General features: G+C 68.8%; 15 protein-coding genes and 4 pseudogenes. 13 read left to right on the top strand and 6 right to left on the bottom strand.

What is annotated here, in order from left to right; all coding sequences use genetic code 11:
- Nucleotides 1–31: 31 nt before the first annotated feature.
- Nucleotides 32–913: pseudogene (locus ABZT12_RS32150) on the bottom strand (transposase family protein); the annotation flags it as partial.
- Nucleotides 914–1379: 466 nt separating this feature from the next.
- Here ABZT12_RS32150 and ABZT12_RS32145 point away from each other — a divergent pair.
- From ABZT12_RS32145 to ABZT12_RS32130, 4 genes are all read left to right on the top strand, one after another.
- Nucleotides 1380–2816: a carboxylesterase family protein gene (locus ABZT12_RS32145; protein WP_356391093.1), complete on the top strand. Its 1437-nt coding sequence runs from the start codon at nucleotides 1380–1382 to the stop codon at nucleotides 2814–2816.
- 62 nt (nucleotides 2817–2878) lie between these two features.
- Complete coding sequence (locus ABZT12_RS32140; RefSeq protein WP_356391091.1) at nucleotides 2879–3901, top strand: zinc-binding dehydrogenase; 1023 nt, start codon at nucleotides 2879–2881, stop codon at nucleotides 3899–3901.
- A gap of 134 nt (nucleotides 3902–4035) precedes the next feature.
- Nucleotides 4036–4407 (top strand): hypothetical protein, encoded by a 372-nt coding sequence (locus tag ABZT12_RS32135; protein ID WP_356391089.1) that lies wholly within the window; start codon nucleotides 4036–4038, stop codon nucleotides 4405–4407.
- Complete coding sequence (locus ABZT12_RS32130) at nucleotides 4404–5036, top strand: alpha/beta hydrolase (RefSeq protein ID WP_356391087.1); 633 nt, start codon at nucleotides 4404–4406, stop codon at nucleotides 5034–5036. The genes ABZT12_RS32135 and ABZT12_RS32130 overlap by 4 nt, the downstream gene beginning before the upstream one ends.
- Nucleotides 5037–5110: 74 nt before the next feature.
- Here ABZT12_RS32130 and ABZT12_RS32125 read toward each other — a convergent pair whose 3' ends face one another.
- The gene (locus ABZT12_RS32125; protein WP_356391085.1) at nucleotides 5111–5941 is read right to left on the bottom strand and encodes an AraC family transcriptional regulator; all 831 of its coding nucleotides are present in this window, start codon (nucleotides 5939–5941) and stop codon (nucleotides 5111–5113) included.
- Nucleotides 5942–6177: 236 nt separating this feature from the next.
- On the opposite strand from ABZT12_RS32125, the gene ABZT12_RS32120 reads away from it, so the two are divergent.
- From ABZT12_RS32120 to ABZT12_RS32100, 5 genes and pseudogenes are all read left to right on the top strand, one after another.
- Entirely contained in the window at nucleotides 6178–6573 is a 396-nt protein-coding gene (locus tag ABZT12_RS32120) for an MmcQ/YjbR family DNA-binding protein (RefSeq protein WP_356391082.1), read from the top strand.
- Nucleotides 6570–6962 carry an MmcQ/YjbR family DNA-binding protein gene (locus tag ABZT12_RS32115; RefSeq protein WP_356391080.1) on the top strand — a complete coding sequence of 131 codons (393 nt, stop codon included), beginning with the start codon at nucleotides 6570–6572 and terminating at the stop codon, nucleotides 6960–6962. Before ABZT12_RS32120 ends, ABZT12_RS32115 begins: the two co-directional genes overlap by 4 nt.
- A 69-nt stretch (nucleotides 6963–7031) precedes the next feature.
- Nucleotides 7032–7391, top strand: a pseudogene (locus ABZT12_RS32110) (NAD(P)H-dependent oxidoreductase); the annotation flags it as partial.
- 49 nt (nucleotides 7392–7440) lie between these two features.
- Nucleotides 7441–7668, top strand: a complete 228-nt coding sequence (locus tag ABZT12_RS32105) for a hypothetical protein (RefSeq protein ID WP_356391078.1) — start codon at nucleotides 7441–7443, stop codon at nucleotides 7666–7668.
- A 25-nt stretch (nucleotides 7669–7693) separates the two neighbouring features.
- Nucleotides 7694–9004, top strand: coding sequence for a replication-associated recombination protein A (locus tag ABZT12_RS32100; RefSeq protein WP_356391076.1), 1311 nt, complete (start codon nucleotides 7694–7696; stop codon nucleotides 9002–9004).
- Nucleotides 9005–9067: 63 nt separating this feature from the next.
- On the opposite strand, the gene ABZT12_RS32095 is transcribed toward ABZT12_RS32100, so the two are convergent.
- On the bottom strand, nucleotides 9068–9688 hold the full coding sequence (locus ABZT12_RS32095; RefSeq protein WP_356391074.1) for a TetR family transcriptional regulator: 621 nt from the start codon (nucleotides 9686–9688) through the stop codon (nucleotides 9068–9070).
- Nucleotides 9689–9812: 124 nt separating this feature from the next.
- On the opposite strand from ABZT12_RS32095, the gene ABZT12_RS32090 reads away from it, so the two are divergent.
- A complete protein-coding gene (locus ABZT12_RS32090) occupies nucleotides 9813–10799 on the top strand; it encodes an aldo/keto reductase (RefSeq protein ID WP_356391072.1) in 987 nt (328 codons plus the stop codon).
- 334 nt (nucleotides 10800–11133) lie between these two features.
- Nucleotides 11134–11988, top strand: coding sequence for an SDR family oxidoreductase (locus ABZT12_RS32085; protein ID WP_356391070.1), 855 nt, complete (start codon nucleotides 11134–11136; stop codon nucleotides 11986–11988).
- Between the two features lie 154 nt (nucleotides 11989–12142).
- On the opposite strand, the pseudogene ABZT12_RS32080 reads toward ABZT12_RS32085, so the two are convergent.
- Both ABZT12_RS32080 and ABZT12_RS32075 read right to left on the bottom strand, forming a co-directional pair.
- A pseudogene (locus ABZT12_RS32080) lies at nucleotides 12143–13747 on the bottom strand (ISAzo13 family transposase); the annotation flags it as partial.
- A gap of 692 nt (nucleotides 13748–14439) precedes the next feature.
- The gene (locus tag ABZT12_RS32075) at nucleotides 14440–14847 is read right to left on the bottom strand and encodes a hypothetical protein (protein WP_356391068.1); all 408 of its coding nucleotides are present in this window, start codon (nucleotides 14845–14847) and stop codon (nucleotides 14440–14442) included.
- A gap of 417 nt (nucleotides 14848–15264) precedes the next feature.
- Here ABZT12_RS32075 and ABZT12_RS32070 point away from each other — a divergent pair, with 417 nt between their 5' ends.
- Nucleotides 15265–17202, top strand: a complete 1938-nt coding sequence (locus ABZT12_RS32070) for an autotransporter (protein ID WP_356391066.1) — start codon at nucleotides 15265–15267, stop codon at nucleotides 17200–17202.
- 176 nt (nucleotides 17203–17378) lie between these two features.
- Nucleotides 17379–19151, top strand: coding sequence for a sigma-70 family RNA polymerase sigma factor (locus ABZT12_RS32065; RefSeq protein ID WP_356391064.1), 1773 nt, complete (start codon nucleotides 17379–17381; stop codon nucleotides 19149–19151).
- A gap of 64 nt (nucleotides 19152–19215) precedes the next feature.
- Here ABZT12_RS32065 and ABZT12_RS32060 read toward each other — a convergent pair.
- A pseudogene (locus ABZT12_RS32060) lies at nucleotides 19216–20721 on the bottom strand (ISL3 family transposase).
- Nucleotides 20722–20752: the final 31 nt, after the last annotated feature.

The raw sequence follows: 20752 nt of genomic DNA, 5'->3' as shown, positions 1-20752 counted from the left end.
GTTGGAGGACCGCTGTTCGGGCTTGAGCGGTGCGGTCGGAGACGAGGCCGGCGATAGCGCGGTAGGTGTCGGGCAGGCGGTCGCGTCGGTGGGTCCAGCGTTTGTGGTCGGCGAGGGCGTGTTCGACGGTGATCCGGTCGGAGGAGTGCCAGGGGCGGTCGCGTTCCCACTGTTCAACTCTGCCGGGCAGTGCTCCCGGCCGCGGCTTTCTGGGCGGTGTGATCGCTTGCCCGCGGTGGTCGCGGCTCAGGCCGAGATAGCCGTCGTCCAAGAGGACCTCGACATCGGGGAAGTGCCGGAAGCACACGGCGATGCCCTCGTTGCGGGCAGCCGTGGCGTCGTGCGTACGTCCAGGCCGCAAGGCATCGCTCCACAACGTGCGGCCACGCCAGTCGGCGATGACGGTGGCCTTCATCGTGTTCTGCTTCTTCTTGCCCGAGACGAACGCGCGCCGGCCGCCACGTCCGGCCGGTGGACGGCGGACCTGGATCTCGGTTGCGTCCAGGCGCAGCTCGATGCCTTCGGCCTGGGCGTAGGCGAACACATCGGTCAGAGTCCGTCATCTCAGGCCGGGACGGTCGGGGACCGCGCACCCCCGCTCGGTCAGGAGCGCGCGTACTTCTGCGATCGCACGGGTGATGGTGGAGCGGTCGACGCCGAACAGCAGGCCCAGCACCGAGTGCGGCAGGTCGTGCCGCGGATGGATCAGCGTGGCCACCAGCCGGTCGACGAACACCAACTGGTGACGGGCGCCGGCACCCGCAGCCCGCTTCCTGGCTCCACCTCGTGCAGCATGACGGCGGCCCTCAAGCCCGGCCTGTCACGGCAGCGCCAACTCCTCGACCAGGAGCGCGAGATGACGCCGAGAGATCCCCGTGAACAGCCGATGCGTCAGTACCGCCCGATTGACCATGATCGCCACACCTGGATCATGCCACCGGCCAGGCACGACGCCTCACCCGCAATCACGCACCAACTCGTCAGCGCACGATCTGACATGGATGTTCCTCAACCCCCGATCTCCCTCGACCGCCTCAGCAGCCGCAAAGCCGCGCCCCTACGAGTCCCGGTGACGGGGAGTACGGCTCTCATCGCAGCGGGCGCTGTTCGCGCGAAGACACCGGATCAAGAAGAAGAGACCGGCCTCTTGCGGGAGGTCAGGCTGACCCCGTTCGCCGACGATCCGGCCGTCGGTCATGTAGCAGAAGCTCATGGCCTGCAACGAGATCTTGTTGCCGAAGTGTCACCTGATGACCACAGGGTGACCGCTGCCCGCCAGGCGTTTTGTCGGATCCCGGGAAACGATGGGAGACGTCACCGCGAGCGACCAGCCGCCGAAGCACCGCGCGAACGCCCGAACCGCGCTGGAAGGACATGTCATGACTGCTACCACTCCCAATGCTCCGACCGCACCAGGGGTGCGGTCCTGGTGGGGGATCCCATACGCCACCGCCGAGCGGTATAGCCGCCCCGTGGTCGCGGATTTCGATCCGAGTCTCCCGTACGACCGGAAGGGCATCGTCGCGATCCAGCCCGACAGCGGTGACTGGCTCGAAGCGGACAGCGGGATGGGCGAGGACTGCCTGAATCTGAACGTGTGGGCCCCCGAGCAGCCGGCCGACACGGCGCTCCCGGTGACCGTGTACATCCACGGCGGCGGATTCGAGTACGGCGCGAACACCCAGATCACCTCCAACGCCTCCGGTCTCGCCGCGACGGGGAGAGTGGTGGGCGTGTCGGTCAACTACCGGCTTGGCGCACTGGGGGCGCTCTCGCTCTCGCAATACGGCGGGCCGTTCGCCGAGGCCAGCAACCTCTTCCTCCAGGACATCATCGCCGCGCTGACCTGGGTCAAGCGGAACATCGCCCACTTCGGCGGCGACCCCGACCAGGTCACGGTCCACGGCCACAGCGCCGGCGCCTACTCCACCTTCGGTCTCCTCGGCGCCTCCTCCGCCGACGGCCTGTACCGGCGACTGGCCGGGTTCTCAGGCGGGCCCGCTCGTAGCGTCCCGGCCTGGTGGGCCGAGGAACTCGCGCACTTGTTCGTCACCGAACTCGGCGTAGCGGACAACCCGGAGAAGCTGCTGGACCTCGACCCGCTCTCCCTGAGGGACGCCCTGCACAAGGTCGCTCCGACGGACCTCGGAGTCCGCGGCGGGGTGGACAACAAGGCCACCGGCGTCGTCCTGGACCTCGGGCAGCCCGGCGCGGTGGTGCACGCCCACCCCATGGACGTCCTCGCCTCGGGCGCGCACCGCGACGTCGACATCCTGCTGAGCATGGCCAGCGACGACATGGGCTGGTGGGTGGCGAACGACCTCGACCGCTTCAACCCGCACACCCTGGACCGCGTCGTCGACGAGGTCGAAGGGTGGCGTATTTCCCGCTCCCGCGCGAAGAAGATCGTCGACGCCTACGACCAGGGCGGCCGTACCCCGGCCGAGGTCCGCGCCGCGGTCATGGCGGACTACCTCTTCGCGCTCCCGGCCGCCCGCGGCGCCCTGGCCCACGCCGCCGCGGGCGGCAACGCCCATCTCCTTCTGATCGGGCCCGCCGAGGACGCGCCCGCGGTGCACGGCACCGAGATGTACGCCCTGGTCGGCCAGGAACAGCCCGGCCGCAGCGCCGAACAGGCCGAGCGTGATACACGGATCCGCGACATCGTGCTCGACTTCGCCACCGGCGAGCACTCCCGTCTGGGGCCCGCCGTCACGGACAGACCCACCTCGGAAACCGTCGGCAACCCGCCTTTCGAGCCCACCGCCCACTACCAGCAGGCCATCGGCCTGTGGGAGGGCATCGACCGTCCCTGACAGCTGGCGGGACGCCATTCGGGATAGCGCACCAAAGGGCGAAACAGAGTGAGGAATTTGGTATGAGCCAACCGACAGCAGTCGGCGACGCCGGACCGGCGACGATGCGGGCCGTCGTCGTCACCCGGCCCGGCGGCCTGGACGCACTTCAGATCAAGGATCTGCCGGTGCCGGAACGCAAGCCCGGCTGGGTGCGGATCAGGGTGAAGGCGTTCGGTGTCAACGAGTCCGAGGTCACCACCCGCAAGGGAGAGTCGGACGCGGTGGTCACTTACCCGCGCATCCCCGGCATCGAGGGCGTCGGCCTGGTCGATGAGGTCGACGAGAACAGTGGACTGCGGCCGGGACAGCAGGTGGCCACGATGATGGGCAACATGGGCCGCTCCTACGACGGCGCGTACGCCCAGTACGTGACCGTCCCCGCGGCGCAGGTCATCCCGTTCGAGACCAGCCTGCCGTGGGACGTGGTCGGCGCCCTGCCCGAGATGTTCCAGACCGCCTACGGGTCCCTGACCCGCGGCCTGGACCTCAAGACCGGACAGACGCTGCTGATCCGCGGCGGCACCTCCACGGTCGGACTGAGCGCGGCGGCGATGGCCAAGGACATCGGCGCCACCGTCATCTCCACCACGCGTCACGCCGGGCGTGCCGACGAACTGCGGGCCATGGGCGTCGACCATCCCATCGAGGACAACGGACACATCGCCGAGAAGGTCCAGGACCTCGTACCGCAGGGCGTGGACGCCGCGCTGGAACTGGTGGGTTGCACAGCCCTGCCGGACACCTTCGGATGCGTGCGCGTGCACGGCACCGTCTGCTTCACCGGCGCCCTGGGCGGCGCGTGGACCATCCCCGACTTCACCCCGTTCATGATCCCCAGCGGGGTGCGGCTGACCAGCTACGCGGGCGAGGCCGGCGACCTCCCGGCCGACGTCTTCGCCCACCAGCTCCAGGCCATCGCCGAAGGGCGTCTCAAGGTTCCGGTCGCGAAGGTCTACCACGGCCTGGAACAGGTCCGTGACGCCCAGGCCGACCTCGAATCCGGCACCACGCCGGGCAAGCACGTCGTCGTCCTGGACGACTGAGAACTGATCGCGGGACGCGACAGGGTCATCGCACACGTCGACTCGATCTCCTCGATCAACACATCGTGCGCAGTGAGTGCCTCAACCCGGTGGTGAGTGTCGCCGCTCTCCGTCGCTTCCGAAGGAGAGAACAGATGGCGGACCAGACAGCAGCAGACTTCTTCGGTGCCACGACCATCCGGCCCCCGTTGGATCCGGAACTCGCGCCCGTCGAGGAGGCGCGGGGGGCCGTCTTTCCGGCCCTGTCGGACGAGACGCTGCCAGAGATCCGAGGGCAGATCGCCGCGGGTTCACCTGCGTTGGATTCGGAGGCTCTGACGGCGGGCGGCAACGTGCGGGTGGAAACACGCCAGGTACCGGGGCCAGAAGGCGCGCCGGACATCACTCTGCTGATCCTCAGCCCCGTCGAGGACCGAGGTCACAAGGGAGGCATCCTCAGCCTCCACGGGGGCGGGATGATCATGGGGGGAGGCCGGGACCACGTGAGTCATCTCCTACCCATGTGATCGAGGGGACGGCGGTCGTCGTGTCGGTCGAGTACCGACTGGCGCTGGATCACCCCGATCCCGCGCCGGTCGAGGACTGCTACGCGGGGCTGGTGTGGATGGCGAAGAACGCGGCCGAGCTCGGCACCGACCCCGAGCGCCTCATGATCGCCGGAGTCAGTGGCGGCGGCCTCGCGGCGGGGACCGCGCTGCTCGCCCGCGACCGCGCCTTTCCCTCGCTCAGCCACCAGATCCTGATCTGCCCCATGCTCGACGACCGCTTCGAGACGCACAGCAGTCGCATGGTGGACCGCGGAGGCGTATGGGACTGCCACAGCAACCTGTACGCGTGGACCTCCGTACTGGGCGAGCGGCGCGGCGGCCCGGACGTGTCGCAGTACGCCGCGCCGGCCCGCGCCGAGGACCTCAGCCGGCTGCCGCGCACCTACATCGACACCGGCTCGGCCGAGGGGTTCCGCGACGAGATCCTGAGCTACGCCGGCCGCCTGTCCGAGGCGGGAGTGAGCGTCGATCTGCACATGTGGGGCGGGGGCTTCCACGGGTTCGACATGACGGTGGATCATGCGGCTGTGTCGCGCGCTTCCAGCGCGACCCGTGAGGAGTTCATCCGGCGGGCTCTTGACAGGTGAGCGGTGCGACAACGCGCAGACTGCGAAGACAGCCATTGCCTCCTGACGGGCAAGGGGCGTTCGCCGCGTTTCCGTCAAGCGTCGGTCCTCGCTTCGTGGGCCGCGTAGGCGGCCGGGGTGAGGCCGGTGCGGTCGCGGAAGAAGCGGCCGAAGTTCGCGGCGTCGGTGAAGCCGAGGTGGACGGCCACGGCCCGGGCATCCCACCGGGCAGCTTCCAGGAGGCGCCGGGCTTCCAGGAGGCGCCGGTCGTCGATGAGTTCGCGTACTCCCTTGCCGGTGGCGTCCCGGGCGGTGCGGCTGAGGGTGCGGACCGAGCAGCCGAGCAACTCGGCGTAGTCCGCGGCGTGGTGCAGTTCGCGAAAGTGCAGCTCCAGGGCGTCGAGGAAGCGTCCGTACCTGTCGGCGCGGCCGGTGCCGGCCGTGGCCGTGCCGTCGAGGGCGATGCCTGGGGAGTTGGCCAGGCGCAGCAGCAGTGATTCGAGCAGGCTGCGCCGTAGGGCGTGGTGGATGTCGAGGGGGCGGCGTCCCAGTGCGCGGTGTTCGTCCAGGAGTTGGAGGGCCGTCTGCTGGAGCCAGGCGGCGTCGTCGGGAGCCGGAGTCAGCACGGCAGGGGCCTCGTGCGCGGTGAGCGGGGCCAGGAGACGGGCGAGGTCGGGCCGCAGCACATCCGGTTCGAACAGGATGAACGGGCCGTGGGCCGCGCCGGGCGGATGCCAGCACTGCGCGTGCCCGGGACGCACCCACAGCCACTGGCCGGGGGTGACGGTCCGCGTGACGTGGTCGACGTCGTGCAGCAGCTCGCCCTCGGTGACGGCGATGAGGTAGTGGAAGGTGGCGCGGCCCGGACGGGGCGGGTTCCACGGCCAGTCGTCGTGCTGGGCGAAGAAGTCCTCGACGGTACTCACCTCAAGGCCGTACGGGGTACCGACCGGGGGCTGGAAACCGAACAGCGGAACCGCAGCCGGACCGGCCGCGCTTCCACTCGGGTCAGGGTGTCCCTTATCGACCATCACGTGTCCGCAGCCTACCGCCCTTCCGGTCGGCTGCGGCGGAAGGATGGGACGAGCCACCGCGTCCGCGCGGCGCGCCTCCACATTCCTCGATGCCACAGTCCGTCACCACGTGAGGAAGGCAACGCCCCATGAACGGATCGGTCCTGCACAAGTCCGCCGCCGACTGCGCGGAGGAACTCCCAGGAGCCCGGCTGGAGCACCCTTTCGGCCCCGACTGGGAGGTCTTCAAGGTGCGCGGCAAGGTGTTCATACTGATGACCGAAGTCCGGGGGCGGCCCGTCGTGATCCTCAAGGCGGACCCCGGTGAAGCCCATGCCCTGCGGGAGCAGTACAGCCACATCACCCCCGGCTACCACATGAACAAGAAGCACTGGATCACCCTGGAGAGCGGAGAAGGCGTCGACGAGGAACTCGTCAGGGAACTCGTCACCGACTCCTACCGGCTCGTCGTCGCCCACCTGCCCAAGGCCGAGCAGCCCGTCGACCCTCACACCTACGGCACCGGCACGCGGGCGGCCCGGTGAGCGCGGCCGGTGACCGGCTTCAGGACACCGCCCGCCAGGCGGCCCTGGCCCTCCCGGGCGTCAGCCACGGTTACCCCTTCACCCCGGGGCTCGACGTGTACAAGGTCGCCGGCAAGGTGTTCCTGATCGTCACCGACGACCCGGACGACCAGATCATCACGGTCAAGTGCGAGCCTGAGCACGCGCGGTCACTGGAGCGCGGCTACGCCTCGATCACCCCGGGCCGCTACCTCGACAAGAAGCACTGGATCTCGGTCGGTCCAGGACAAGGGATCACCAAGCGCCTGGTCGACGAAGCGGTCGGGCACTCCTACGACATGGTCGTCGACCGTCTGCCCCACGACAAGCGCCCGCCCAGGCCCCCAGGATCGCAGCGGGCCGGCGCCTGAATCCCCGAGCACCTTCCCGCCGGTGCGAACCAGCCGCGCCTTCAGCCGACAGGAATCACCGTGCACACCATGCTCGTCATCGCCCATCCGTGCAGCTCGTTCCTCTCCGCGCAGGTCGCGGCCCGGGCGGGCGAACGCCTGGAGGCCGACGACGGCACTGTCGATGTCCGCGACCTGCATACGGAGGGCTTCGACCCCCGCGTGACACCCGAGGACGAACGCGACTTCGACGAGTCCGGGAAGGTCTACTCGCCCGAGGTCCGCGCACTTACGCGGCGCATCGAGGCCGCCGACGAGATCGTCATGGTCTCTCCTGTCTGGTGGTACGGCCTTCCCTCCTTCCGCAGAGGCTGGGTCGACCGGGTCCGGAACGACGGCTTCGCCTACTGCATGCGCACGTTCACGTCTCGGCTCACAGGCAAGCGCGTCCTGTCGCTCGGCCTGGCGGGCACCCAGGAGCGCGCCTTCACCCCGAGCGGTGTGGGCGGACTGCCAGACCAGCAAACTGACCGCAGGCATCTCCCGCTACTCCGGCGTCGAGGACGCTACAGCCCAGGTGGTGTACGACACGATCGGCAACGGAGCCACCGTCCTGGACGCGGCCGACGCGGCCGTGACCGGCTTCGTCACCGTGAGGCCCGCTGTACACCGAGCGGACGACGCTCCCGGGCGTCTGCAGCCGACGCCTGGCCCCGCAACCCCGTGACCTCGCCCCACGACCCGGAAGACCGATGGAACCGACCGAACCGACCCTGCCGCTGTTCGACGACGAGCCGCCCCGCCCGCTGGCCGACCGCCTACGCCCCAACCGCCTTGCGGACGTCGTCGGACAGGACCACCTCTTGGCCCCGGACGCCCCACTGGGCCGCTTGCTCGCACAGCGCCGCCTCAGCTCCGCGATCCTGTGGGGGCCGCCCGGCGTCGGCAAGACGACCATTGCCCGGCTCCTCGCCGACGCCGCCGGCCTCGCCTTCGCACCGGTGTCGGCCACCTTCTCCGGCGTGGCCGAACTGCGCAAGGTGTTCGCCGCCGCCCGCAGCCGACGCACCGTCGGGCAGGGCACGCTGCTGTTCGTCGACGAGATCCACCGCTTCAACCGGGCTCAGCAGGACAGCTTCCTGCCCTACGTCGAGGACGGCACGATCACCCTGATCGGCGCCACCACCGAGAACCCGAGCTTCGAACTCAACGGCGCCCTGCTCTCCCGCACCCAGGTCCTCATCCTCAAACGCCTCGACGAGAGAGCCCTGTCCACCCTGCTCGACCGCGCCGAGAATCTCATCGGCCACCCACTGCCCGTGGACGACGACGCTCGCGACGCCCTGATCGCCATGGCCGACGGTGACGGCCGCTACCTGCTCAACATGGCCGAACAGCTCCACACCCTCCCCACTCCCGAGTCCCTCCTGGACACCACCGCGCTCGCCCACCACATCCAGCAGCGCGCCCCGCTGTACGACAAGGCACAGGAAGGCCACTACAACCTGATCTCCGCCCTCCACAAGTCGATGCGCGGCTCCGACCCGGACGCGGCCCTGTACTGGCTGGCCCGCATGCTCGACGGCGGCGAGGATCCGCTGTTCATCGCTCGCCGCTTGACCCGCTTTGCGAACGAGGACATCGGCATGGCCGACCCGCACGCCGTCCAGCAGACGCTCGCTGCCTGGGACGTGTACGAGCGACTCGGTTCCCCCGAGGGCGAGTTGGCGATCGCCCAAGCGGTCGTCTACCTCGCCACCGCCCCCAAATCCATCGCCGTCTACCGCGGTTTCAACGCCGCCCACCGCTCCGCCCGACGCACAGGCTCGCTCATGCCGCCCGCCCACATCCTCAACGCTCCGACCCGGCTGATGAAGGACCTCGGCTACGGCAAGGGCTATCAGTACGACCCCGACACCGCTGACGGCTTCTCCGGCGCCGACTACTTTCCCGAGGACATGAGCCGCGAGACGTACTACGAACCCACCCGCAACGGCTACGAAGCCCAGATCGCCGAGCGTCTGCGCCAGTGGGCCGCTCTGCGGGCTCGTAGGGAGAGGTGAGGGGCAAGGGCGGACGGCGCCGTTACGCGAAGGTTCGGGCAGGGCTGCCGCCGGTCCGGGGCCTCACCGCGCTCGGGGGAAAAGCCGCTCGACAGCGGTCACCACCGCGGCGCGGCGGGCGGCGGTGGTGGGGTCCACAGCGTGTGCGGCGGCGGCCTCGAGGTGTTCGGGCTGTGCCGCCCAGGTCGTGGCGAGCTGGTTGACCAGGGCGAGGACGTCGGCCGGGTCCCAGGCGGGGTCGAGCCGTCCTGCCTGTTGTGCCTGTCGGAGCTGGTCGATTTTGTGGGCGAGCAATGCCTGGGCGTGCTCGTCGGCAGGGGTTGCGGTGCCCGGCAGTTCGAGACGGCCCCAGGTGATCAGGCGGTGGTGGTCCGGACGGGCGACGAAGTAGTCGAACAGGCGGCCCGCATAGCCAGGGAGGTCGGAAGGGTCCAGCTGGGTGGCCTCGGCGATGACTGCGTGCTCCCGTGCGGCGACGTCGGCGTAGAGCGCGTCTTTGCCGCGGAAGTAGGCGTAGACGCGTTCTTTGCTCGTCTTGGCGAGTTTGGCGATGCGGTCCACGCGGGCGCCGGCGATGCCGTGGCGGGCGAACTCCTCCATGGCAGCGGTAAGAACGCGCTCGCGCGTGGTGTCGCTGGCGGGGGCGGGCGGTGCTGTCTGGCCGGAGTCGCGGGATGGGGACATAGCCCCAGGATAGAGCACCGAACTGTTTGGTTTGGCATCGCGGGCCATCGGCGGTACAGTCAAACGGAACAGTTCGGTTTGGCCTTTTTAGGTGGAGCCGGTGAACCACTGAGGAAGTGAACTCATGCAGCACCGCAATCTGGGCTCTCAGGGTCTGCGCGTATCGGCGCTTGGCCTGGGGACCATGGGCATGTCCATGTACTACGGCGCCTCGAACGACGACGAGAGCATCGCGACCATCCGCCGCGCCCATGAACTCGGGATCGACTTCTTCGACACCGCCGAGCTCTACGGCGCCGGCAGCAACGAGATCCTCCTGGGCGAGGCAGTCAAGAACTTCCGCGACGAGGTGGTCCTCGCCACCAAGTTCGGCTTCGACATGACCGCCCCGCCGCACAGCCCCGGCTTCAACAGCCGCCCGGAAAACATCCGCAAGGTCGCCGAGAACAGCCTGCGCTACCTGCAGAGCGACCACATCGACCTCTTCTACCAGCACATCTCCGACCCCGACGTTCCGGTCGAGGAGGTTGCCGGCGCGGCCGGCGAACTGATCGCCGAGGGCAAGGTGAAGTACTTCGGCCTGAGCAACGTCGGCCCCCAGTACATCCGCCGGGCCCACGCCGTCACACCGGTCTCCGTGCTCCAGTACGAGTACTCGCTCTTCGAGCGGGAGGTCGAGGAGACAATCCTTCCCGTTCTGCGGGAACTCGGGATCGGCCTGGTGCCCTACTCCCCGCTCGGCCGCGGTTTCCTGACCGGCGCCGTCAAGCCCGCGAGCGAGTACCCCGCGGACGACGCGCGCAGCCGGGACGAACGCTGGCAGGGCGAGAACTACACGTACAACGTGCGCGCCATCGAACAGCTCAAGAGTCTGGCCGACACCAAGGGCATCTCGACCGCCCAGCTCGCGCTGGCCTGGCTGCTCGCCCAGGGCGAGGACATCGCACCCATTCCCGGCACCCGCAGCACCAAGCGCCTCGAGGAGAACGCCGGCGCCGTCGACGTCCAGCTCTCCGCCGCCGATCTGGCCAGCATCACCGAGATCCTTCCCCACGGCTCAGCAGGTGGCCGCTACCCCGCTGAGATTCTGTCCATCTTCACCACGGACTGACCGCGCCGGGCCCCGCACATACAAGGCCGGACCCGTCGGCCGAAGGCGGCACACCGGCCAGTGCGGATGACAGGGGGTGCCGGGCGGAGAGAAGCCCAAGCCTTTACGAGGCGGGAGCTCGCGTGGCACTCGCCGACATCGACCTGCCGGCGGTTACGGCCGTCGCCGAGGAACTCGCTGCAACTGGACTTCGCCACTGCGGAGTTCAGCTGCGATTGACAGCCAACGATCGGAGGCGTGTGTCCAGCGGGTGGCGGGCGACAGAAAGGCCGTCGGGGGCCATGCGTTCTCGGAGCGGGCACGACTTCGCCAACCGACATCGGGAGAACCAAAAATGATCATTGTTACTGCCGCCACCGGGCACCTGGGCCGCCTCGTCGTCGAGGATCTGCTGCAGCGCGGCGTGCCCGCCGGCCAGATCGTGGCCGCCGTACGCAACCCGGCCAAGGCCGCCGACCTCGCCGACCGCGGCGTCCAGGTGCGCGAGGCCGACTACACCCGGCCCGAGACCCTCGCCGCGGCGTTCGCCGGCACAGACAAACTTCTGATGATCTCCTCCAGAGAGGTCGGCCAGCGCCAAGCGCAGCACAAGAACGTCGTGCAGGCCGCGGTGGACGCCGGTGTCGCCCAGATCGCGTACACCAGCGCCCTCAACGCCGACACCAACGGCACGAAGCTCGCCGAGGAGCACAGGACCACGGAGGCGCTGATCCGTGCGTCCGGCCTGCCGTACGTCTTCCTGCGCAACGGCTGGTACATCGAGAACAACACCGAGAACCTGGCCACCGCGTTCCAGTTCGGTTCGATCGCCGGCTCGGCGGGCGACGGCCGGATCTCCGGCGCCACCCGTGCCGACTTCGCTGCTGCCGCGGCCGTCGTCCTCACCAGCGACGGTCATGACGGCACCGTGTACGAACTGGGCGGCACCCCCTTCACCATGACCGAATTCGCCGCCGAGGTCGCCGCCCAGAGCGGCAAGCCGGTGACCTATCAGAACCTGCCCGCCGACGCGTACACCGAGATGCTGCTCAGCGCCGGACTGCCCGCGCCGTTCGCCGCTCTCCTGGTCGACTCCGACCTCGGCATCAGCCGCGGCGATTTTGTCACCACCAGCCCCGACCTGGAACGACTCATCGGACGCCCGAGCACGCCGCTCACCGACGCCGTCGCCGCGGTCAAGACAGCCTGAACCGGCCGCAGCAGCAACCGGACAGCCCTCTCGAAGTGTCCCCGGCCTTCCGTCCCGTTCCCGGGCTTGCCGGGAACCAACACGTTGGTTTGATCTTGTTTTTGTCGGGGTCGAGGAACCTCGCAATGTCAGCTGGTGTGCGGAAGCAGGCGGTCGAGGCAGAGATGTGAATTCCGTGGGCTTCCAGGAGCGGGCGGACGTCCTTCGCTGCGCGGCTGACGGTCATGGCGGTGGTATCGAAGAGCTGGCCCAGGAGGTCCATGGTCGCGAGTTTTCGCAGGTGGAGCACGGTAACCAGGACCCGGTCGGCTGAGGTGAGCTTGGCTTTGGCGCCTGTGCCAGGGGCCACCAGGCGCTCATGGCCTCGACGTGTGCGGAGCACTTGCTCGCGTTGGACCTCCATCGCTGGAGTCAACACGTCGATGAGTTCGTTGAGCTGCCGGCGGGTCATCCCGGTCAGTTCCAGGTCCTGGAGCGAACGCCGCGTGAGGCGAGCCGGTCTCTTTGTCTGGGTCTCGTCCGGTGTGCCGGCCGTGGTCGCCGCGTCCGTCGGACGCTGGGGGAGGAGGCTGTAGTTCCAGTCGCCGTGGAAGCGGTGGCGGGCGATGGGCAGAGCGGCGATCTCGTCATCGCTGACGCGGATGCCGGTGGGGTACTCACCGCTGTCGAGTTCGGCCCGGACCGTCAGGCCGCTGCGGCTGGTGGTCGCGGCGATGGTCTGGAGCATGACTTCGTGGCTGGTCAGGGGTCTACCTCGCCAGTTCATGGTGATGTGAGAGAACAGCCGGTGCTCGATCTAATTCCACTTCGAAGTGCCGGGCGGAAGGTGACACACCGTGATCTCAAGGGCGGTCTCGGCAGCGAGAACGGCGAGTTGGGTCTTCCAGCCGCGAGTGCGGTGGCCGTTGGAGCCGCCGCCGTCGGCGGTGATCAGCAGCCGGCGGGCGCGAGGGTAGTCGTGCCCGCCGCGGGCCTGTCACCAGCGCCGGATCGAGGCGACGGCGAACGCCGCCGTGTCGTGATCGGTGCCGATGCTGACCCAGCCGGTGTTCGCCGCCATGTCGTAGATTCCGTACGGAATCGCCTTCTCGGCCCGGCCGGGGAAGTCGTGCGTCTTCACCCTCACAGGCTGCCCTGCGGGCTGCCATTCGTGTCCGGCGTTCTTGTAGTCGCCGACCAGTTCCTTCTTCTTGCTGTCCACGCTGATCACCGGGTCGCCGGCGTCCATGTGGTTCCGTGCCTGCTCGTTGAGGTAGTGGAACTGGGCGTCCCTGTCAACGTGCTGAGCACCTTCGATGGTCTTGGCGTTGGCCTGCAGGCTGAAGCCTTCCTCCCTGAGCAGGCCGGCGACCGTGTCGGCGGAGACTCGGTGGCCCTGCCGGGTCAGCTCCGCCGCGAGCTTCCGGGTCGGCTTCGTCGTCCACCGCAGCGGTGACATCGGATGGCCCCGCTGGTCGGGCTCGACCAGCGCCAGCAGTGCCGGCCGCAGCCCTGGGTCCACGTCGGTCGCCTTCTTCCGCCCTCCGCCGGGATGACGTACCCGCCCCAACGGGGCCTGTCCGGAGTCCAGTTCAACCACACCACGTGAGACCGTGCCCTCCCGGACCCCAGCCGCAGCGGCGACGAGCCTGATCCCACCATGCCCCAACGACAGCGCTTCCGCCCCTATGGCCAGCCGACGCTGACGCTCGTCCAGATGCGGCAACAGCACCTGGAACTTCGCCGCCAGAACGGCCTCAATCCCCTCCGGTCTCCCCATACCAGAACAACGAGCCCCAGAGTCGGAAGCCACGACGTGTTTCCCGGCAAGCCCTTGGATGCACGCCGGGAAGGGCGCGTGACAGGTCAAGTGCCTGGTCAGGCGCCCTTTTTTGGCGTCTAGAAGAAGCCCAGTTTCTTCGCCGAGTACGACACCAGAAGGTTCTTCGTCTGCTGGTGGTACACGGCGCACACGGCTCTGACCAGTACGAATGCCAGCCTTGAAGCAGGGACGGCGGGCTCTGGCCCGTATATGGTCCGGATCTTGGTCGTGAACTGAGCGAGGCCGGAGTTGGAGAGGGACTCGCAGAGGATGGGGCGTGATGCGCGAAGCCGGTGGTAAGACGAGATCTCCTTGAAGTTGTCTACCAGGTCGCCCTGACCTGCTGTTATGGACTTCGGTGGACCTCTGACCTGCGAGAACGCATCTTTCAGGGGCTTCGGCTTCCTCTGGCGTTACGCGGTTCGTTCTCCCCACACGCTTCCCAGCGGCCGTCGCACTCCTTAGATTCTCCCCACAGGAGGTCACTTGGGAGACGCGGAGCCAAAGAGTATCCGTGGCCACCTGAAGAGGCGAGGCGATCACGATGAATACTCGTTGGGAGCGAGGCGGTAGGGCAGTCGGCCAGCGGGCAACCATCTGCTGGATGACTGCCCGCTTCGTTTCAGGGTGGGTGTCAGTGGTGCGTCTTATTAGAGGGCGTTAAGTCCGTTTCTTGTAGTGGCCTCGCGCGGGTTGGGTGAGGAAGCCTTGGCGGGTGGGGCGTCCGAGGCGCTTCGGGTGACGTTGACGGCGGGGTCGTCGGTTGGCATGCCGAGGAGTTCGTGCAGTTCGCGGACTCGGAATGTCTGGTCGGGGTGCTGGTTGAAGGCGTTCAGGATGGCCTGGTAGGCGGTGGCCTGTTCGGGCGGATCGGGTTCGGGCCCGGTCGGCCCGAGTTCGGCGATTACCTTCCGGGCGATGGCCGACTCCGTGAGACGGGCTTCGGTCCCGGTGAGGTCGGCGCTGAGATTCTCCATCCGGTCGCGTAGTTCGCTGGCCTGGGCGGCGGCCTCGTCCTGCTGGGCCTGGAGGGCGGCCAGGAGTTCGGTGCTGTTCACGCGGCCGCCTGGAGGTGTCGCGCCAGGCGGGGGTGGGTGTGGTGAGGCGGCGGGTCATGTTCGCGGTTGAGGCCCAGTAGACGCGTGAGGCGGAGGTGTCGGGCCGGTCGACGAGCAGACCTTCGTGGTTCCGGGCACCAGCACTCGACCTCGTGATCCCGTCCGTGGCCTGTTCGCTCGCCGCCGTCCACGAACAGCGACGAGCCCTGGAACCACTGGAGAAGGCTGGGGTGTCCGCTGACGCCTCGTCCTTCCTGAGAGGGGGGCGGCGAGCACATGGCTTCCTTCGAGCCGGCCGGGTCCGGATGGGCGGCGCAGCGGAAGGGAGGACCTCTACGGGTTTCTGAGATCCCAGTGGCCGGCCACCAGTCTTCACGTCCGTAAGGATCACCAGCACTCCAGGAAGAATTCTGACTAATGCAGCGATCTTGGCATCTTGTCCTCGCGTCGGCTCTCGTCGCGGGAGTCGTCACACCGGTGATCGCGGTGGGCAGCGCAGTCGCCGCAGACGGCGACATCACCTCGGCCGTCCTGGCGAACCGTGATGTCGTCCTGACCGGCGACGCGGTCGTACGGGTCCCGCAGGGAACTCACACGTACACCGGCGTGATCAGTGGTGAGGGAACCCTTCGCGTGTCCGGTACCGGCACGCTGGTCCTCGCGAAGGACAGCACCTTCACCCTGCCGCACTCTCGGCAGCACCAGAGTGTCCGGATCCCGGGCGGCAACCACCCCTACGTCGTGGTCAGCAGTCCCGACGAGCCCGCGGTCACCGTGGACGCGGGGGCAACCCTCCAGTACGGCACCGGCGGTACGACCGGCCTGATCGGGTCCTTCCCGTACAACACGCCCGGTTACCAGCAGAACCAGGACAACATCCGGGTGTACGGCACACTGCGCCTGTCGCTGACCCGGCTGTTCAACCTGGGCATCATCAGCGGCTCCGGCCTGGTCACCCAGCCCCGGAACACGTGGGGAACACTCCAGGTCTGCGGCACCAACCCGTTCTCCGGCATCTTCGACAACGGCACGGGCGTCAACTTCGCGAGCACCACCTGTGTCGCCGACCTGCCCAACGCCCGCTCCGTCGTCAACCGCGGTTCATGGATCATCGACACTCCGCTCAACCACACCGTCGTACAGCGGCAGAGCTTCTACAGCCACGAGTACGGCAACGACGTCAACGTGCACTCCCGCCCGGGCAGCAAGGTGATCCTCACCGGCGTCTACAGCTGGAGTGACAGCGGCGACAGGGTGGCGCCCTCGCTGAGCGACCCCAGACTGAACTGGCGACCCGTGGCCCACAAACTCAACAAACGCGGCACCAACATCGAAGGCGCAGACGTCCAGTGGGGCGACGGGACCACACACCAGATCTTCATGCCCGGCACGGCGCAGACGGTCTACATCAACCTGCATGCCAGACGGCAGCGCTCCCGGCTCACCTTCGACTACAACGGACCCGTAACCCTGGGCGCGCCCATCGGCGGCGGCACGTATCACGACACCCTCAGGGCTCCCGGCGCCGGGGACATCGTCATCGCCGGCACCAGCGGCAACGACGTTACCTTCGCAGCAGCGCAGTACTACGACGGATCCAGCACCATCGACAGGGGTGCGACCCTTCATCTCGGCTCAGGAACCGCGGGCGCCGACGGAAGCCTCCACACCGGCGGAGCCCACGACAAAGTGATCGACAACGGTTCACTCGTGCTCCGCAATACCAGGACACCCACCTCCCTCCCGGCGGTGACCGGCGCCGGATCGGTGACGCAGAGCGGAGCCGCGGCCACCACCATCACCAGTGCCGCCTACACCGGCGCCACCACCGTGGCCAAAGGCAGCCTGATCGTCTCCGGGACCTCTTTGCGGACATCCGACGCGGTCGCACTGACCGGTCCCTCGGCCGTCCTGGACCTCAGCAATGCACGCGACACGACCCTGCGCAGGCTACAGGTCGTCACAGGCGCGAAGATCCTTCTTTCCCGGAACTCCCCCGAGCTGACCGTCGGTTCGACGACCGCAAGAATCTCCGGTACCGGTCTCGCCATCGGCAGGGCGCACTTCTCCGTCAGCCGGACCGGCGCCCACACCGTGCTCACCGCTCGCGCGCCCGCCAAGGCTGCACACCCGTCCTCCGCCGCGACAGGACCGACACCCTCCCCCGCCCGAACCGGCCGATCGGCCACGCCCCTGGGCGCCTCCACCGGCACCATGGCGGACACCGGCAGCAGGTCGGGTGCTCAGTGGACCGTCACAGGACTGGCGGGCGTCGTTCTCGCCGGCGTCGCCGCGGTCTTCGTCTTCGTACGCAGCCGCTCGCGTCAGCGTAGGGCCCGGCGTCACGCCCGCTGATCCCCGGCCGCCACGGATTCCACCGGCCCGCCCATGGCTGTCAGAGCTCGCCCCTTACGATGGCATCGCTGCCGCAGTGTCTGTGATACCGACGGCGGTTGCCCGAGGACCCCCGCAACTTGGCCCGGTCAGCGCGAGCGGGGCTTCGTACGCGCGGCAGATCGAAGGGAGACCCGATGCCAAGGCATGCCGCGCCCTCGGCCGACGTGGTCGCCGCGGCTCGGGCTGGCGAACGCGGCGCCCTGGAAGAGCTCAGCTCCCGGACGCTTCCGCTGGTCTACAGCGTCGCGGCGCGTGCGCACCCGTACCGCGACGACGTCGATGACATCGTCCAGGAGACGATGCTGCGCATCCTGCGCGGCATCGGGGGACTGGAGCGTCCGGAGGCGTTCCAGTCCTGGGTGATCACCATCACCGTGAACGAGGTCCGCGACCACATCCGCAGGAGCGGCAGGAGGGAGACGACGGGAGCGGCGTTCGACGCGGCCGAGCACCGGCCCGACCCGGCCGCCGACTTCGCCGAGGGGGTCATCCTCAACCTGCGGCTGTCAGAGCAGCGCGAGGAGTCCTTGCGCGCAACCCGTTGGCTCGACGAGGACGACCGGGAACTGCTGTCCCTGTGGTGGCTGGAGACGGCCGGCCGGCTCGCCCGGGCCGAGCTCGCTTCCGCTCTGGACATGACCGGCCATCAAGCGGCTGTGCGGGTGCAACGCATGAAGGAGCGCCTGCACACCTCCCGCCTCATCGTCCGCACCCTCGCGGCCAGGCCCACATGCGGGGAACTGACCCGGCTGACCCTGGACTGGAACGGGGCCCCCAGCGGCCTGTGGCGCAAACGCCTTGGCCGCCATGTGCGGCAGTGCCCGCGGTGCGTGCGCCGCGAGGAGGGCATGCTGCCCCCGGAAGGACTGCTGGCGCCCCTGGCCCTCCTGCCCGTGCCGGCGGCACTGCTGGCCTGGCGCCCGTGGCTGTCTGCGGGAACGCACGCCGCGGCGCCCAGCCACGCCGGCACCGCGGCCACTTCAGGCGGCGGCGGCGGTTCGGCGACGGCGGGCACGGCAGGGACCGCAGGGACGAGTCTCACCACGAAGGCCGTGATGGCGGTGAGCGCGCTGCTCGCCGTGGGCGGCGCGCTCGTGTACGCGGCCCCGGCCCCATGGTCCAGCCCGTCGGCGCGTCCGGCCACTGCCCCGACGGCTCCCAGCCCGGCGCCCGCGCCCACCGCATCCGCATCCGCATCACCGTCGCGGCCAGCACCGGCACTGGGCTCGGCCGTCTCGCGTCCCTCTCCCCGGCCGCGCTACGGGTCCGTGGTCGACACCGTGGACAGCGCGCCGCTGCCGGACCGGCCGCCCGCGGCATTGCCCCACCGCCCGCAGACCACGGTGACGATGACGGGGCTCAAGAGGCACCTGGACGGCTACCAGCTCGTCCACCGCGGGGACACGGTGGTCCTGCGCGGGAAGGGCTACTTCACCGTCCACTGGAACCTGATGTACGGGCTGCGCTCCGGACTGCTGACCATGCCCTCGTGGACCGGACTGAGAGGAAGGCTGTTCCACGTGGCCTCGGGCGGCGGCCACCGCATGGACGACCGCCAGCCGGGCGCGACCGCCGGCGGCACCTGGATGGGCAACAGGCAGCAGGGACTGATCATCCTGCCGCCGGGAGCCCAGCAGATGTGGCAGAACGAGTACTACTACCTCGACGGCAGCGTCACACTCCACCTCAACGAAACGCAGGCCGACTACAACCTCGACGTCCTGCCCTCGTCCTGGCAGGAGACAGCCGGTGACATCGCCACTTCCCCGGCCCCGCACTCCGCCGACCGCGAACGGTACGGACTGGTGCGCGACACCGACCGCGACGACGCCCCCGTACCGCAGTACGCCACCCGCTCCGCGCCGACCGACGCGGGCACCGTGCCCCAGCGCTCCGTCGTGTCTTGACATTGGGTGGGGTTCTGTACGGTGAGCGGCCCTGTCTCACATTCGGCGGTAGCGGAACGTGAGGTTATCCGAGGAGGATGCGGTGGCGAAGCAAGGTGAAGCCTGCTCGTCCGTGCATCTGACGTGCAATCCGCTTGGTGTTGGTGTTGGTGTTGGTGTTGACACCCTCGGTGGGGCCGTTGCTGTACGGAAGCGTGAGTGCGGCGTTGACGGCGTCGCGGTCTCGTTCCAGCCCTCCCGTGAAGGCATGCAGGTGGGGCAGGTCGGTGCCGCGGACCTGGGCGGCCCAGCGCGTGAGCGCGTCGGCATTGTCGGTGTGAGGCGTAAGGAGCGGGGCGAAGCCCCTTATACCTGCGGCTAGTTGGGTCATCTCACGGCAGGCGGCGGTGAGCTTTACCAGGAGTTCGTGGTGCTCAGCCTTGAGGTTGTCGGGCCTGGTCAGCAGCATCCGGGCGAGCCGGCGCGGGGAGATATGGCTGCGGTCGGCGTCGGCGCGCCCTTGGTTGATGTACTTGTGCAGGAGATTCAGGCAGCCCGTGAAACCCAGAGCCTTGATCTCTTCGAAGAGGGTCTGGGCGGGGATGCCGGCGTCTTCGGCCCGGCGTTTGTGCAGGTGCTCGCGGTAGGGGTCGACGAGGCTGGCGCGGTATTTGGGGACGCGGAGCATCCGCTCGGGCCGGTCGGCTCGTGCGTAGCGTTTGACGGTGTTCAGGGCCAGTTGCAGTCGGCGGACGCATTCGAGCAGGCCCACGCCCTGGTCGAGCAGGCCGTGGACCTGGTACCAGCGTTCGAGGGTGGTCTGGGCGCGGGGCCCGTCGTAGATGGGTGCGTCCAGCACGGCGGCCCAGCAGGTGCTGTGCGCTTTGACCTCGCTCAGGGCTGCTTCGCACAGGTTGTGCCACAGATGCCACCGGTCGGAGACCTGCACCGCGTCGGGCAGAGCGCGACGGATGGCCTCGGCGTAGGTGGCGGAGCCGTCGCGGCATACGACCTCGACGCCCGGATGCTCACGCAGCCACGTCTCGAGCGTGTCGGCGGTGCGGTCGGGCAGCACGTCGATCCGCTCATGGGTCTCGGCGTTGATGATCACGGTGGCGTAGCGGTGTCGCCGGCGCAGAGCGAAGTCGTCGACGCCGATCACACGGGGCACCCGCCCGACGGGCAGCGGAATCCGCAGCAGCGTGCGCAGGGCCGTGTGGCGAGACAGGCCCACCGCGAGTACGGCCAGCAAGTGCCATCCCGCCCGGCCCGCTGACTCCTTGACCACGGCCTTGATCTGCCCGGTCAGGCGGACGGTTCGCCGCTGATATCGGTCCAGAACTCAGGGTACCTGCTCGCGGAAGGTGTGGCGGCAGCCGCGCGTGGGGCACACCAGACGCCGCACCCGCACCCAGACCACCACCCGGCGGTCATCGACCGGCACGTCGGCCACCATCCGCCAGTGATAGCCGTGCACCCGCCCCGACGACGCCTCGCACACCGGACAGACCGCGGCCTCCTGCGGAGTCCGCGCCCGTACCACGATCCGCTCACCGTCGTCAGCCACATCCTCTATGACCAGCGGGGACAGAACCGAGGAGTAATCGTCAAGACCTGTGGAT

The sequence above is a fragment of the Streptomyces sp. NPDC005423 genome (assembly GCF_040606415.1).
Classification (GTDB): Bacteria; Actinomycetota; Actinomycetes; order Streptomycetales; family Streptomycetaceae; genus Streptomyces.
The sequence above is the reverse complement of the archived record's forward strand: the minus strand, read 5'-3'. Positions and strand labels throughout refer to the sequence as shown.